The sequence below is a fragment of the Allobosea sp. P4_C6 genome (assembly GCF_056402015.1).
Window position 1 is genome coordinate 43,690 of record NZ_JBFUIF010000029.1, and the last position, 14,165, is coordinate 57,854.

At 66.5% G+C, this 14,165-nt stretch carries 10 protein-coding genes and 3 pseudogenes; 5 read left to right on the forward strand and 8 right to left on the reverse strand.

The genetic code is table 11. The features are described from left to right. Positions 1 to 5 precede the first annotated feature (5 nt). The 7 genes and pseudogenes from AC1DVA_RS19395 to AC1DVA_RS19425 all read right to left on the reverse strand — a co-directional run bounded on the left by AC1DVA_RS19395 (position 6) and on the right by AC1DVA_RS19425 (position 10,232). Positions 6 to 2,258, reverse strand: coding sequence for a hybrid sensor histidine kinase/response regulator (locus AC1DVA_RS19395; RefSeq protein ID WP_265051877.1), 2,253 nt, complete (start codon positions 2,256 to 2,258; stop codon positions 6 to 8). Next, positions 2,255 to 2,935, reverse strand: a complete 681-nt coding sequence (locus AC1DVA_RS19400) for a chemotaxis protein CheW (RefSeq protein ID WP_476806951.1) — start codon at positions 2,933 to 2,935, stop codon at positions 2,255 to 2,257. The genes AC1DVA_RS19395 and AC1DVA_RS19400 overlap by 4 nt, the downstream gene beginning before the upstream one ends. Then, positions 2,935 to 4,283: pseudogene (locus AC1DVA_RS19405) on the reverse strand (CheR family methyltransferase). Before AC1DVA_RS19405 ends, AC1DVA_RS19400 begins: the two are co-directional and overlap by 1 nt. Further along, positions 4,208 to 4,672: a chemotaxis protein CheW gene (locus AC1DVA_RS19410; RefSeq protein WP_265051880.1), complete on the reverse strand. Its 465-nt coding sequence runs from the start codon at positions 4,670 to 4,672 to the stop codon at positions 4,208 to 4,210. The pseudogene AC1DVA_RS19405 and the gene AC1DVA_RS19410 overlap by 76 nt, the downstream one beginning before the upstream one ends. Before the next feature lie 24 nt (positions 4,673 to 4,696). Further along, a complete protein-coding gene (locus tag AC1DVA_RS19415) occupies positions 4,697 to 6,334 on the reverse strand; it encodes a HAMP domain-containing methyl-accepting chemotaxis protein (protein ID WP_476806952.1) in 1,638 nt (545 codons plus the stop codon). A 139-nt stretch (positions 6,335 to 6,473) separates the two neighbouring features. Next, the gene (locus AC1DVA_RS19420) at positions 6,474 to 7,778 is read right to left on the reverse strand and encodes an NAD(P)/FAD-dependent oxidoreductase (protein WP_476806953.1); all 1,305 of its coding nucleotides are present in this window, start codon (positions 7,776 to 7,778) and stop codon (positions 6,474 to 6,476) included. A gap of 105 nt (positions 7,779 to 7,883) precedes the next feature. Then, on the reverse strand, positions 7,884 to 10,232 hold the full coding sequence (locus AC1DVA_RS19425) for a molybdopterin guanine dinucleotide-containing S/N-oxide reductase (protein ID WP_476806954.1): 2,349 nt from the start codon (positions 10,230 to 10,232) through the stop codon (positions 7,884 to 7,886). A 176-nt stretch (positions 10,233 to 10,408) separates the two neighbouring features. On the opposite strand from AC1DVA_RS19425, the gene AC1DVA_RS19430 reads away from it, so the two are divergent. Continuing rightward, positions 10,409 to 11,197 (forward strand): enoyl-CoA hydratase/isomerase family protein, encoded by a 789-nt coding sequence (locus AC1DVA_RS19430; RefSeq protein WP_476806955.1) that lies wholly within the window; start codon positions 10,409 to 10,411, stop codon positions 11,195 to 11,197. Between the two features lie 163 nt (positions 11,198 to 11,360). Next, entirely contained in the window at positions 11,361 to 11,660 is a 300-nt protein-coding gene (locus AC1DVA_RS19435) for a hypothetical protein (protein WP_265051885.1), read from the forward strand. Between the two features lie 48 nt (positions 11,661 to 11,708). Here AC1DVA_RS19435 and AC1DVA_RS19440 read toward each other — a convergent pair whose 3' ends face one another. Beyond that, positions 11,709 to 12,053, reverse strand: coding sequence for a Rid family hydrolase (locus AC1DVA_RS19440; RefSeq protein ID WP_265051886.1), 345 nt, complete (start codon positions 12,051 to 12,053; stop codon positions 11,709 to 11,711). A 686-nt stretch (positions 12,054 to 12,739) separates the two neighbouring features. Between AC1DVA_RS19440 and AC1DVA_RS19445 the strand changes: the two are divergent. From AC1DVA_RS19445 to AC1DVA_RS19455, 3 genes and pseudogenes are all read left to right on the forward strand, one after another. Beyond that, positions 12,740 to 12,973 (forward strand): annotated as a pseudogene (locus tag AC1DVA_RS19445) (IS110 family transposase); the annotation flags it as partial. Positions 12,974 to 13,114: 141 nt separating this feature from the next. Further along, a complete protein-coding gene (locus AC1DVA_RS19450; protein WP_476806957.1) occupies positions 13,115 to 13,390 on the forward strand; it encodes a YMGG-like glycine zipper-containing protein in 276 nt (91 codons plus the stop codon). A gap of 469 nt (positions 13,391 to 13,859) precedes the next feature. After that, a pseudogene (locus AC1DVA_RS19455) lies at positions 13,860 to 14,165 on the forward strand (porin family protein); the annotation flags it as partial.

Here is a 14,165-nt window from a genome sequence, read left to right on the forward strand (position 1 = left end):
CAGCCTCATGGTTCGCCGATAAGATCTTCGACGGCGTGAATCAGAGTCTCGTCGTGGAAACTGCTCTTGGTCAAATAGTAATCCGCACCGGCATCGAGCCCGCGGCGCCGATCCTCCTCGCGGTCCTTGTAGGAGACGATCATCACCGGGGTCTTGCGCAGCCCGCTGTCCTTCTTGATCAGCGTCACCAGCTCGATGCCGTCCATGCGCGGCATGTCGATATCGGTCACGACCAGGTCGAACGAACCGGTGCGGACAGCATTCCAGCCATCCATGCCGTCGACGGCGATCTCGACCTCGAAGCCGCGATGGTCGAGCAGCTTCCTCTCCAGCTCGCGCACGGTGAGCGAGTCGTCGACGACGAGGATGCGCTTGCGCTGCTTCTGCCCCGCGCGAACCGGACGGTGCTCCAGCGTCTTGATGGGGCCGCTGGAGACCAGTTTCTCCATCGAGCGGACCAAATCGTCCACATCGAGGATCAGTACGGGCGAGCCGTCCTCCAGCAAGGCGGCGGCGCTGACGTCCTTGACCTTGGCGAGGCGCGCGTCCAGCGGGCGCACCACGAGTTCGTGCTCGCCGAGGAAACGGTCGACTACCAGCGCGTAGGTATCGCTCCCTTGGCCGACGACGACCACGGCAAGATCGGATTCGGCGGATTGCGGCTCGCCGCGGCCGAGAATCTCATGGGCGGTGATGAGCCCGACCTGCCGGTCGTCGAAACGAAAATGCGGCCGGCCTTCGAGGGAAGCGATGTGCTCCCGCGGCAAACGCAGCGCTCGCGCGATGCCCGCGAGCGGAAGGGCATAGGGTTCGCCGTCGATCTCGACGAGGAGCGCTCGGATTACCGAGAGCGTCAACGGCAACTGGAGCTGGAAGCGGGTGCCGCTCCCCAGCTGCGAGCTGATCTCCACCTGGCCGCGCAGCTGGCGGACCATCGCCTGAACGGCATCGAGCCCGACGCCGCGCCCTGAAATATCGCTCAGCGTCGACTTCATCGAGAAGCCCGGCAGGAAGAGGAATTCGAGCAGCTCCGCCTCGCTGAGATCGTGCACCGCCTCGGCCGTGGTGAAGCCGCGATCGACGGTGGCTTGCCGCAAGGCGTCCAGATTGATGCCGCGACCATCGTCCGTGACGATGATCTGCAGAAGCCCGGCGTGATGGCGCGCCTCGATCCGGATGATCCCTTCGGCCGGCTTGCCGGCGGTTTCGCGTTCCTCCGGTTCTTCGAGCCCATGATCGATCGCATTGCGCAGCAGGTGGCCGAGCGGCGCGTCGAGCTGTTCGAGGATGTCGCGATCGATGCTGGTCGCGCCGCCGACGATGTCGAGCCGCACCCTCTTGCCGAGCGCCCGCCCGATATCGCGGACGGTTCGGGAAAAATGGCTGACGCCATCCTCGAAGGGCCGCATCCGGCTTGCCAGCGTCTCGTCGTAGAGACGGCTGGCAAGGTCCGTCGCCTGCCGGTCGACGGCATCCAGCTCGTCGAGCCGCTGGCCCAGGATCGCCTGGCTTTCCTGCAGCTTGAGCTGCACGGCATCCAGCGCCAGCAGGGCGCGGGGATCGCTGGTCGCGGCCGGCATTGCGGCCTGCAGGGCATCGACGCTCCGGACGAGATCGGCATGCACCCGCCGCAGCCGCAGCAGACCGTCGTTGAAAGGCCGCAGGCGCCGTGACGCCATCAGGGACTCGCCGGCGAGCCCTAGGAGGCGGTTCAGGCTCTCGGCCGTGACCCTGACCATCCGGCTGCCCGGCCCATCGCCCGGCAATGGCGCCGGCTCTCCGGAGGATGGAGTCGTGGCTTTCCGGTCGATGCGGGCGGGAGCAGCCTCCGCGTCGCTGCGCACGAGGCTATTCGCGTCGCCCGTCGCGGAGGCCTGCTGAAGCGCATGCATGAGCCGATCGATACGGCGCTCGGCCTCGGCCTCGCCCGGCCCGCGCTCGGAAGACAGGGCGGTCAGCAGGTCGATGCCCTTGAACAGCGCGTCGATATGGGCGTGGTTCAGGCGCAACGTTCCGCGCTGCGCCGCGACCAGGCACTCTTCCATCTCGTGGGCGACCCGCACCGCCGGCGTCAGGTCGATGATCCGCGCCGCGCCCTTGAGCGAGTGGGCGGCCCGCATGCAGGCTTCGAGATGAGCTGCCGAGACCGGGTCCCGTTCCAGCGCGAGCAGTCCGGTCGTCAGCGCCTGCGATTGCGAGGAGAGCTCGGCGCGGAACAGCTCGAGCATGGAGAGCTCGCTGAAGTCCTCGCCGCTCATGCGATGCTCCGGTCGATCAGCTCGGTCAGCCGGGTCTCGTCGAGGCAGCCCACCGCCCGATCGTTCCACGGGAGCACGCTCGTGACAACGCTGGCCGCGGCCCTGCCGATCGTGGCGGGAACGGCGCCCAGGCCGTGCCGGTCGAAGGTATGCAGCCCGTGGACTTCATCGACCTCGAAGGCCGAGCGCCCGCCCGCGGTGCCGATCACGACGAGTCGGCGGAAGGCGGTGATCCGCTCGCCGGCCCGCGGTGCCGCCTCGGTGTCGATGCCGAGGAGCTCGGACAGCGAAACGCAGACGAGCAGCTCCCCGCGGACATTGACGATGCCGCGCACCGCGCCGCTGCGGCGATGAGGCAGGGAATGGATCGGGCGCGGCTCCGCGATCTCCTGGCAGCTCGCGGCCGGCAGGCCGAGCCATTCCGTCCCGAGCCGGAAGATGAGGACACTGGTGAGCGCGTCGTGATCCACCTCCTCGCTCGCGGGCCGGGCGAAGAGCCGCGTCCACTCCTCGCGATAGCCCGGCGGCAGCGGTCGATCCAGCAGCCGACGGGCGATCTGCGCGTGCGAAGCACCGTTGCGGCCAGGCCGCGACGTCTCGGTTTCCGGACCGGGCTGGCCCCCGTTGTCGAGGCTGCTTGTGGCGTGCGGTGTGTTCACGTCGGCTGTGGCGGACATCAGGCTCCGCTCCTCTTCGTCAGCCGGTCGAGCCGGTCAGCCAAGGCCCGCGCTCCCGCCTCGTCTCCCCGGCGCTGCAGCAGCAACCGCAGATGCGCCAGCGCTTGGCGGTGGTCCGGCGCGAGGTAGAGGGCCTTGCGGTAGTTGCCCGCCGCATCCTCTTCGGCATCGTCCGCGTCCTGCGCGAGGCCGAGCAGATAGAAGACCTCGGCCGACGGGCCGAAGGCCGCGATATGGCGCTCGGCCGCCGCACGGGCTTCGGCGAGGCGTCCGGCATTGGCCGCGCTCTCGATGGCGGCAAGACCCGCGGCCTCGCTTTCCGGTGACGAAGCCGGAGCGCTCGGCGCCATGGTCGCTCGGCTTGCGAAGGGGCGAGGCTTCGGTTTGGGGGGAGCGCTCGAGGCGGTCGATGCCGGCAGCTTGCGAATTGCGGGCGCGTTCGCTTCCGAACGCGATCTGGCCGTGGCGCCCGGCGTGGGCGCTTCCTTCGTGAAGGCGAAGGCGCGTGGCAGCCTTGCCGATGTGAAACCATGCAGGGAAGGCAGGCCCGACTCGCCCGGCCCGACCAGAAGCAGGCCTTTGCCAGACAAGGCCTGCCGGAGCGCTGCGAGGGCGGATGCCTGCGTCTCCCGATCGAAATAGATCAGCAGGTTGCGGCAGAAGATGATGTCGTAGGCCTCGCGCTCCATTGGCCTGGTGGGGTCGAGCACGTTGCCGAGCGAGAAGCGGACCGGGCGTCGCACGATCTCGTGCGGCCGGAAGCCGCCTTCAGCGCCTCGAAATAGCGCTCGCGGAAGGACAGATCGCTGCCGCGGAAGGAGTTCTTCCCATAGATCGCGCGCCCGGCCAGGGCGAGGTTGCGGCTGCTGACGTCGATGGCGTCGATCGCGAAATCCGTTGGCCCGAAGCCGGCATCGAACAGCGCCATCGCCATGGAATAGGGCTCTTCCCCGGTCGAGCAGGGCAGGCTCAGCAGCCTGATGGGGCGGTCTGTGAGCTTTGTCTCGCGTGCGTGCCGGACCATGGCGGCGAAGGCTTCGCGATCTCGGAAGAACCAGGTCTCCGGCACGATGACCGTGTCGATCAGCTCCTGGCGCTCGCTCTTGTTCCCGGCCAGATAGCTCCGATAGGCGTCGAGGCTGGGCAGTCCGCAAGCGGTCATGCGCCGTGTCAGCGCGTGGCGAATGACGGAAGCTCCGACCGTTTCGGTGCTCAGGCCGATCATGTCCCGCAGCATCTGCTCGAAATCGCCGGTGGCTGCACTGTTCTCCATCACGGCTCTGCCGTCAGTTGCCGGAACAGGATGTCGCGGATTTCCGGCGGCAGCAGAGCCTCCGGCTTGATCCATTGGATGAGCCCGGTCTCGTCGGCAGCGACCGGTCCGAGATAGGGAGGCGTTCCAGCCTCGACGCCGGAGGCGACGAAATCCGCGGGGTCGCGCTTGGTCGTCTCGATGGCCCGCTCCGCGACCAGCCCGAGGAGCTTATGCTCTCCCGGGCCCGTCGGATAGCGAAGCAGGAGGATTCGCGTGCTCAGCACCGGCGCGGCCGGGCGCCCGAGCGCCAGCAGGGAAAGGTCGATCAGCGGCACCGGCGTGCCGTGATAGCTGATCGCGCCGATGACCCCGGCGGGAGCAGCCGGCAACTGCTTTGCCGAGAGCAGCGGCAGCACCATTTCGACCTGCGCGGCATCGAGCACATAGCGATCCTGCCCTAGCTGGAACATCAGGAACAGCATCTGTCGGCCCCGTTCCGGTTTCCGCTACGCTCGCAGCTTGAAGCGCGAGATGCTGCTGCGCAGCCCGCCCGAAACCTGGTTCAGCTCGTCGATCGCGAGGGTGGATTGCTGCAGGGATTCGACGGTCTGCTGGGCGGCCTCGCTGAGCTGCCCCAGCGCTTCGCTGATCTGCCCCGCGCCGGTCGCCTGCGCCTGCATGCCCTCGTTGGCGACCTCGAAGCGCGGCACGAGGCCCTGCACCTGCTCGATAATTTCCGAAAGCTGGCCGCCGACCTGCTGGACGTCCTGCATGCCGCGCCGCACCTCCTCCGAGAACTTGTCCATGCCCATCACGCCGGCCGCGACGGCCGACTGGATGTCCTTGACGATCTGCTCGATGTCGTAGGTCGAGACCGCTGTCTGATCGGCGAGGCGGCGGATTTCGGTCGCCACCACGGCGAAGCCGCGGCCATATTGTCCGGCCTTCTCCGCCTCGATCGCGGCGTTGAGCGAGAGCAGGTTGGTCTGGTCGGCGACCTTGGTGATGGTCGTGACGACCTGGTTGATGTTGCCGGCCTTCTCGCTGAGGATCGCGAGCTTGGCGTTGATCGCGCCCGCCGCATCCATGACCTGCTGCATCGTGGTTTCCATCCGCGCCAGCCCGGCCTGCCCGCCGCCGGCCAGCGTCGCGGTCTGCTCGGCGACGCCAGAGACCTCGTCCATCGTGCGCACCAGCTCGTTCGAGGTCGCCGAGATTTCCTTGGCGGTAGCGCCGATCTCCGTCGTCGTGGCGGCGATCTCGCTGGCAGTCGCCTGCTGTTCCTTCGAGGTCGCCGCGACTTCCGTGATCGAGGTGTTGACCTGGATGCTCGACTTCTGGATCTGGCCGATCAGCCCGGCCAGATCGTCGGCCATCGCGTTGACGCCATCGGCGACAGTGCTGAACTCGTCGCGGCGAGATAGCGCGAGCCGTTCGCTGAAATCGCCGCGCCGCATCATCTCGACCATTCCGAGCAGCTTGCCGAGCGGCACGGTGATCGCCCGGAACAGCAGGTAGCCGCACAGCAGGGCAAGGCCGAGCGCGACGATGAATGCGACGATCAACCCGAACTCGGCGGCGCGGACGATGCGGACGATATTGCGGGTCGATTCGTCGGCCTCGGTCTTGTTGAAGTCCATCATCGTCCGGAGCGCGGTGCGCAGCCGGGCGGCGCGCGGCTCGATCTCGTTCTTCACCGTCGCGCTCTGGTCGATCGCCTGCCCGTTGCTGGCCGCAAGCTTTGCGGCCGCGATCATCGCGTCCTCGACCGGAACGAACTGCTCGAACAGGCGCTGCGCCTCGGTGTGGTTCTTGCGGTCCTGCTCGGAATCGATGGTGGGCTCGTACGACTTCAACAGCGAGCGCATCCGCTCCCTGCTCGTCAGGATGGCTTCGCTCACGCGGTTCCTTTCCGCCACGGTGTCCGAAAGGTGGAATTCATGGCTGAGGCCGTCGGCCTCCGCCCATGCCGTGGTCAACTGGGCGCTGTAGTAGAGGCCGGGGACCGTCTTGGTCTCGACGGCCAGCGCCTCGCGTTCAGTTTGCAGAAACCAGACATAGCAGAGCGCCGCGATAGCGGACATCACCGCGAGAACTGCGGCGAAGCTGAGCAGGATACGGCGGCGTATCGTCAGGCTCTTCATGATTCATTCCATCGTCGGGGCACTGTGAAGCGCGTTTCGGCCGCAATACGGGCGTGCGAACGGAGCGCTGCCAAATCATCGTTAGCGCGGAGTTATTTCCCGACTGTTGAAGAGCGCCGTTACGATTCGACCGACTATCTCAATCGAGACGCGGCGAAGCTTGCCGGCGCTCCCGCAGGAAATCGGCCGCCTGATAGCGCCAATAGGTCAGCTGGACGGCAGCCGTGCCGAACGGGCCGCCATTCCAGGCGAGGCCGAAGGGCGTGAACAACTTGAACCGGTCGCTGTCGCCCCGGATCGCCTCGGCAATGACGGTCCCGCCGATCGCCGTGGTGTTCATGCCATGGCCGCCGAAGGCCGCGCAGTACCAGACACCCGGCCGATGCTGCCCGATCTGCGGCATCAGATGGCGCGCATAGGACATCAGGCCCGACCAGGCGAGTTCGACCTTCAGCCCCGAAAGCTGCGGATAGGTCGTGACCATCTCGCGGCGCAGCAGCGCCGCGACATCGCGCGGCTCTGTCGTGCGTGTCGTGATCCGGCCGCCCCAGAGTATGCGTTTGCCGCCTTCGACGAGCCGGTAATAGTCGCCCGCACGCCGGTCGTCGCCCACCCCGGCGCCGGTGCGGATGGCCTCGCGGATCAGCTCCGGCGCCGCCTCCGTGAGCAGCACATAGGTCGCGATCGGCAGGTAGGCGTGCTTCAGCGGCGCGAACAGTCCACCGGTGTAGCCGCCCGTGGTGAACAGCACTTGCTCGGCCTCGATGGTCGCGCGCGCCGTGCGCAGGCGCTTCACCGGCCCGGCGAGGTCGCAGGACAGGACCGGCGATGCTTCGTGGATCGCGCCGCCGAGTCTGACGATCTCGCGGGCGAGCGCGCGGGCATAGTTGAGCGGATGGAAGTGGAAGGCGTCGTCGTCCGCGAGCGCGGCGTGATATTTCGGCGAGCGCAGCAATTCGCGCGTTTCCTCGCGCGGGAGATAGCGCAGCTTGCGACCGAAGCGCTTCGCTTGAGCGTCGCGCTCTGCCTGAAGCGCGGCGCCCCCGTCATAGCGTAAGGCCCGCATGATGCCCGGCGAAGGCGCGGCGTCGTCGATGCCGAGCCTTTCGATGTTGCGCCGGACGATGTCGACGCCCTCGATGGTCAGGCGATAGAGTTCCTCGGCCTGCTGACGGCCTGCCTGGCGCTCGATGGCGGAGAGCGAAGTCGCATATCCCGCGCTGACGAAGCCGCCATTCCGCCCCGAAGCCCCCCAGGCGACACGTTCGGCTTCCAGGAGCACGATGGAACGCCCGGCCCGCGCCAGCTCCAGCGCCGCGGTCAGACCCGCCAACCCGCCGCCGACGATGCAGATATCCGCTTTGATCTGCCCGTCAGCCGGCGGGTAGCTTTCACCCGAAGCAAGGGTACGGCGATAATAGGTGTCGACATAGGACGGGGACATGCGGTCTCGCGCGGCAGGCTGAAGGCAGGTTCGGCGGGCAGCTATCGCGCGATCCGCCGCCGCCTTCCAGAGGGCCGGATCAGATGGCGCTCATGCCGCCAGCACCTACTCAGCGGCCTCCGACACGGACGAACCCGGCGGGTCATAGGCCTGGATCGGCGGCAGGTTGCCGTCGAAGCGCTCGACCTGCACCGTCGTCAATTGCCCGGTGCAACCCTGCGCCAGCGCCGAGGTGCCGATATCGCGGGTCAGCACGTTCGGATTGCCGTGGACGCAGAGCGGCTTGTCGTCGGTCGGGTCGACGGGATCGTACCAGGCGCCCGTCGGCAGCTGGATCACGCCGCGGCGGATGCCGTCGGTGACATGGACCGCGGCAAGGCACGCCCCGCGCTCGTTCGAGAGGCGGATGATGTCGCCGTGGGCGATGCCGCGCGCGGCGGCGTCGTCCGGGTGCATATGCGCGACTTCGCGGCCGCGATGCTTGGCATCGCTGCTATGGCCGCCGAAATCGAACTGACTGTGCAGGCGCGTGCGGGGCTGGTTCGCGACGAGCACATAGGGGTTGGCTGCGTCCGGAACGTTCGTCGCACCGAGCCAGGCCGGATGGCCGAGACAGTCCGTCTCTCCGAAGCTCGCGATGGTCTCGGAGAAGATTTCCAGCTTGCCGCTCGGGGTCGGCAAGGGCGAGGCGGCCGGGTCAGCGCGGAAGGCGCGCAGCTTGCCGCCATCGTCGGATTGCTGCGGCAGCTCGTAGCCCTCGCTCGCCCAGAAATCGGCGAAGCTCGGCGCCGGCAGCCCTTTCGCCGCCAGGGCCTCGCGCGTCGGCTCGTAGAGATGTTCGAGCCACTGCCGGACGTCGCGCCCCTCGGTGAAGGCGTCGGCGGTGCCGAGCCGCTCGGCGAGGCCTGCAAAGATCGCGTAGTCGTCGCGCGCCTCGCCATAGGGCGCGACGACCGGATGCATCGGTACCAGCAGCGGATCGTTGGAGTTGCCGCCGATATCCTCGCGCTCCAGCGTCATCGTGCAGGGCAGGACGACATCGGCGTGGCGGGCCGTTGCGGTCCAGGCCAGTTCGTGGACGACGAGCGTGTCAAGCCGGGCGAAGGCCTGCCGCAGCCGGTTCAGGTCCTGATGGTGGTGGAACGGGTTGCCGCCGGCCCAGTAGACCAGCTTGATCTTGGGATAGGTCCGGGTCTGGCCGTTGTAGCGGTAGGTCGTCCCCGGGTTCAGCAGCATGTCGGAAATGCGCGCCACCGGGATGTAGTCGCTGACCGGATTCCGGCCTTGCGAGAACGTCGGCATGGGTACGGAGTTGTAGCGCCGCCCGTAATAGGCGATCGCGCCGAGCCCATAGCCATAGCCACCGCCGGGCAGGCCGATCTGGCCGAGCGCTGCCGCGAGAACCATGCCCATCCAGACCGGCTGCTCGCCATGCGCGGCGCGCTGCAGGGCGTGCGCCACGACGATCAGGGCGCGCTTGCCGTGCAGGCGCCTGGCCAACGCCACGATCTCGTCGGCCGGCAGGCCGGTGATCGGCGCGGCCCAGGTCGCATCCTTGGGCTGCTCGTCGCTCTTGCCGAGCAGGTAGCGCTCGAACACAGGCCAGCCGGCCGTATAGCGGTCGAGGAAGGCGCGGTCATGCAGCCCGTTGACGACGAGCGTGTGGACGAGTGCGAGCATGAGGGCCGTGTCGCTGCCCGGCACGTTCGCCACCCACTCGGCGCCGGCCTCGGCAGGCAGGTCGCTCCGCAGCGGGCTGACCAGCACGAACTCGCAGCCGCGCTCCTGCGCGCGCTCCATCGCGCCGCGCTCGACATGGCGGCTGATGCTGCCGCCGGCGACCATGCTGTTCTTCAGCGCCATGCCGCCGAAGGCGAGCACGATCTCGCTGTGCTCGGCGATCTGCTCCCAGGAGACGTTGCGTTTCACCAGATCCTCGTAGTCGCCGATGATATGCGGCACGAGGACGGAGGAGGCGCCCGAGGAGTAGCTGTTGACCGAGCGCACATAGCCGCCGGTCGAGGTGTTGAGGAAGCGGTGGATCTGGCTTTGTGCGTGGTGGAAGCGACCGGCGCTGGCCCAGCCATAGGAGCCGCCGAAGATCGCGCCGGGGCCGTGATCGTCGCGCACGCGCCGCAGTTCGCCGGCCAGCCTGTCGAGCACCGCCGACCAGGACATCGGCACGTATTCGTCGCGGCCGCGGCGGTCGTCCGGGCCCGGCCCGTCTTCGAGCCAGCCGCGCCGCACCATCGGCTGCGCGATGCGGGCGCGATGGCGCAGGGCCGCCGGGAAGTTCTGGATGATCTCGTTGGGGTCGGGATCGCCGGCATGCGGGCGGACTTCGAGCTGCCCGTCCTTCATCCGCGCCGAGAACACGCCCCAATGCGAGGTATGCGGGCGAAAGGCCTCGTTTTCGGTCGAAGCCTCGGGTGCCTGGCCGGCGGGGCTCGTCATCGCCGCGATCCTCGTCAAGTGAGCTGGGAACGATGATCCGTCATCCGCCGGTCCAGGGCGGATCGCAAGAGAAATCGGGGCCTGATCGATGCGTTGGAGGCAGACCCCTTCTGCTGGAGTTCATGGTCCCGGCAAGTCAGAGTGGGCGGCGGCATTGCATGGAGAGTGACGGGACTATGCAGAATATCTCCGAAGAGATGGTCGTGATCGAAAGGCAGGGCGCCGTGCTGACGGTGACCATGAACCGGCCCAGGGTGCTGAATGTCCTGGACGAGGCGCTGGCGGATGCTCTCTTGGCCGCTTTCGCGCCCATCGCGGCGGATTCGACCATCAAGGCGGTCGTCCTCGCCGGAGCCGGCCGTTCCTTCATGGCAGGCGGCGATCTCTCCCGTTTCCACGCCGATCTCGCGAACGCGCCCGCAACCGCCGGCCTGCTCATAGACCGCTTCCATGCGCTGATGCGTCTGATCAAGGCCATGCCGCAACCGGTGATAGCGGCGGTCCAGGGGCCGGTAGCGGGCGGCGGCGTCGGTCTGGCGCTGGCCTGCGACATTGTCATTGCTGCGCAGGGCGCGAGCTTCCTCTCGGCCTATACGAAGCTCGGAACCAATCCGGACGGCGGAACGACATGGTCGCTGGCGCGGCTGCTCGGCCCCCGGCGCGCGCTCGAATTCGTGCTGCTCAACGAAGCGATGGACGCAGAGACCGCGCTGCATCTCGGCCTCGTCAACCGGGTGGTGCCCGACAGCGAGCTGGCGGAGGCGGCGCTGGCTATTGCCGGGCGCCTGAGCCAGGGCAGTTTCGGTGCCAACCAGTCGAGCAAGGCTCTCGTCCAGGCAGCCATGGAAGGCACTTTCGACGAACAGCTGAATCTGGAGAAACGCGCCTTCACGGCCAATGCCGGAACGGCGGATTTCAGGGAGGGCATTCAGGCCTTTTTCCAGAAGCGCGCGCCGCGGTTCTGACAGGTGTCACCTTGAAAGCGGGAAGGCCCCGAAAATCGTTTGCAACGCCGCCTTTGCTTGACATTTATCATGTCCAGCGGTGTCATGAAGGTGAGTTGGTTGACCCTGATCGGAAGGTTTGCACCCTCGGTTCCCGCGCCGCGCGCGGATGGTCGGCTTTCACATGAAACCTACAGTCTCAGACTATGCCGTGGCGATGCCCTGGTACGAACCAGAGGATTTCCCGCTGCTATGGGAACTCGCCCATGATCGCTCCGAGATGCCGCCGCGCTATGAGGACTGGCGCAGTAACGCGGAGGCCGTGATGAACGTCTGGCTCGCCAGAGGGCGGGCCTTGCAGATCGTCACGATCCGGCCAGGGCCCTTCCTGGCTTGGCTTGAGGCTCGAGGCCTGCCGAATACGGCCGAGAACCGCCGCCGTTATGTCGAGGATCTCGTGACCAGCAATCATGATGCGGCCTGATGGGCCGGCGGTCTGATTTCATCCGGCATCAGCGCCACAGGCGCCGCGTCAGGAGCGCGCGGCAGTGACCACGACCTCGATCATGGCGCCACCCAGATCGGCCACGCCGACGGTCGCCCGGGTCGGCATTTCGTCACCGAAGAAGCCGGTCCAGGCGGCGTCCATTTCCTTCTTCCGGGAGAGGTCGGTGACGAAGATCTGCGCGGCGACGATCGCCTTGCGATCGAGCCCGACCTCGCCGAGATAGCCTTCGATCTTGCCGAGGATGTTCTGGGTCTGCGGGCCCATGGACTGTGTGGTGTCGTCGGCGACGACACCACCGACAAAGACGAGATTCCCCGTTTCGACGATGCGGTTCTGGATCGGTGTGCGGATCGAACGCTTGATGGTCATGGGTCTTCTCTCCCGTGTGATGGTGCGTTCACCTGCGCCACAAGCAAGGATGCTATGGGGCCACGTATCTGAGATTCGGGACTCTGCCGGAATGGAGTCGCGGATGCCTCGTCATCGCAGGCTTTGGTTTCGAAGTGACTGGCTTGGCTTCCGCAATCGGGGCGCGGATCGCCCGTGCAGCCCGCTGTCGACCGCGAACGGCAGCGCGACCTGCTGGCCGCTCGCTTCCGCCGCGAGCTTTGCGAAGCTTGATGCTGAGACGTTCTGGCCGGCCTTAATTGGCAAAGGAGCCGGCATCAAATGGGCGCTGACATGAAACCGTTCTGTAAAAACGGGTGTCAACCAAACCCTTGTTACTGCACCACTCTTTGACGCCGAAGCGAGAAAGAGTGGTGCAGGAGAAGGCTGCAAATTAAAAGATTAAGTAATTGAAACATAAAGTAATTAGMAATTACACTTCGGTAAAAGGCCAACAGTTAGGCCAACTTTGTCATWTTCGGACGCCAGCGCACGGCGATGAATTGTGGCGCAGGGTTGGCAGATTGTCGCACCCTCAGATTTGTGTGGTTTCGATCGTCGCAGTGGCGTGATCGTCCCGGCCGGCCTTGTTGACCTGCGCAGCCGGGCCGGCACGAGTCTATCGCCAGCCGTCCGGCGACAGGCCGCCGCCGGGCGCGATGATGTGGAGACCTTTCGCGAAGGGCCAGAAGAACGACTACAACGACGCCGAGGCCATAGCGGAGGCCTCGCTGCGTCCTAACCTGCGGGTGGTGCGGGAGAAGACACAAGATGAACTCGACCTGCAGGCCTATCACCGGTCGCGGCTGGTCTCGCGCCGGACCGCGACGGTCAACCAGATCCGGGCGTCCTTGATCGAACAGGGTATCGCCATCCGCCCCGGGTTGCGGGCTCTTCGCACAGCTTCAGCTATCGGGGGAAACCGGATGAGCATCCACAGGAATTCCCGACTGACGCGGCCGCTCTGCGATGGCGGATCCGACGTCTTGGCCTATAGATTGATGCGTTCGCATTCGCGCGCAGACTTGAACAAGGACCCCAATATGATCCGTTCGATCACAGTCGCCGGCTTTATCGGCCTCGGCCTTTTACTCGCAGGCTGCAACCCTGAGTCTCGGTCGCACCGAACGCTTGGCGGCGCCGCCATTGGCGCTGGCGGTGGTGCGCTCATCGGTGGGATCGCGGGCGGCGGACGTGGGGCCGCTATCGGTGCCGTTGCAGGTGGCGTGGCCGGCGCGGTGGTCGGCCGGGCGACGACCCCGAACAACTGCATCTTCCAGGACACGAGCGGTCGCCGTTTCACAGGTCCCTGCCCGTAAGGCGCCTGAGCACAACTGTCGGGCCAATTAGCGTGGCGACCGGCAGCATCTGGTTTCATACACAGCCGCTCCGCTCGGGCGGCTGTTGCGCGTGAGGATCAACCAGGCAACACTTCCGGGAACAGACCGCGTCCAGCGACATTCAGAACTGACCCCTTTTCGTCATGAAGAACTGCCCCCCATGCCGACTGCCTTTCAGGCGGTTGCGGGTTGAGGCGTCGCAGCGGCCTTTTGCGAAAGGCCGCTGCGACGATTTTCGCGGAGCCGATAGCTGTCTCCGCGGATGGCGGCGAAGACTGAAATTTGCACGGAGATAAGGAGTGGCCATTGGTATCAACCCAGTGACCCAAATGCCACTCTCAGTGATTTTCTGGCCCCTCGATCAGCCAGCGTCACCAATCATTCAACTTCGCAGCTGAAAACATCGTACGCTATGGATCGGCTAATGAAATCACCCTAGGAGAGTACTATGCGTCTAGGCCTCGTTTCCACTGCTGTGCTGGCAACCTGCCTGGCAACCTCGGCCTTCGCGGCCGATCTTCCCAGCCGCCACGCCCCGCCTCCCGCTCCCGTCTACGCGCCCCTGTTCACCTGGGCTGGTCTTTATGTCGGTCTCAACGCCGGCGTGGGCTGGGCTGACTCGGGCGAGATCGGCGTCAACGGACCGACGGCCGCCTCTTCCGGCGTCCTGAGCGGCGTTGGCGGTGGTGACGGCAGGTTCGTCGGCGGCGCCCAGATCGGCTATAACTGGCAGTCCGGCGCGATCGTCTACGGC

Coding starts and splice junctions, on each gene's coding strand:
- AC1DVA_RS19395 (WP_265051877.1), bottom strand. CDS start 2,258: ATGAGCGGCGAGGACTTCAGCGAGCTCTCCATGCTCGAGCTGTTCCGC.
- AC1DVA_RS19400 (WP_476806951.1), bottom strand. CDS start 2,935: ATGTCCGCCACAGCCGACGTGAACACACCGCACGCCACAAGCAGCCTC.
- AC1DVA_RS19410 (WP_265051880.1), bottom strand. CDS start 4,672: ATGCTGTTCCTGATGTTCCAGCTAGGGCAGGATCGCTATGTGCTCGAT.
- AC1DVA_RS19415 (WP_476806952.1), bottom strand. CDS start 6,334: ATGAAGAGCCTGACGATACGCCGCCGTATCCTGCTCAGCTTCGCCGCA.
- AC1DVA_RS19420 (WP_476806953.1), bottom strand. CDS start 7,778: ATGTCCCCGTCCTATGTCGACACCTATTATCGCCGTACCCTTGCTTCG.
- AC1DVA_RS19425 (WP_476806954.1), bottom strand. CDS start 10,232: ATGACGAGCCCCGCCGGCCAGGCACCCGAGGCTTCGACCGAAAACGAG.
- AC1DVA_RS19430 (WP_476806955.1), top strand. CDS start 10,409: ATGCAGAATATCTCCGAAGAGATGGTCGTGATCGAAAGGCAGGGCGCC.
- AC1DVA_RS19435 (WP_265051885.1), top strand. CDS start 11,361: ATGAAACCTACAGTCTCAGACTATGCCGTGGCGATGCCCTGGTACGAA.
- AC1DVA_RS19440 (WP_265051886.1), bottom strand. CDS start 12,053: ATGACCATCAAGCGTTCGATCCGCACACCGATCCAGAACCGCATCGTC.
- AC1DVA_RS19450 (WP_476806957.1), top strand. CDS start 13,115: ATGATCCGTTCGATCACAGTCGCCGGCTTTATCGGCCTCGGCCTTTTA.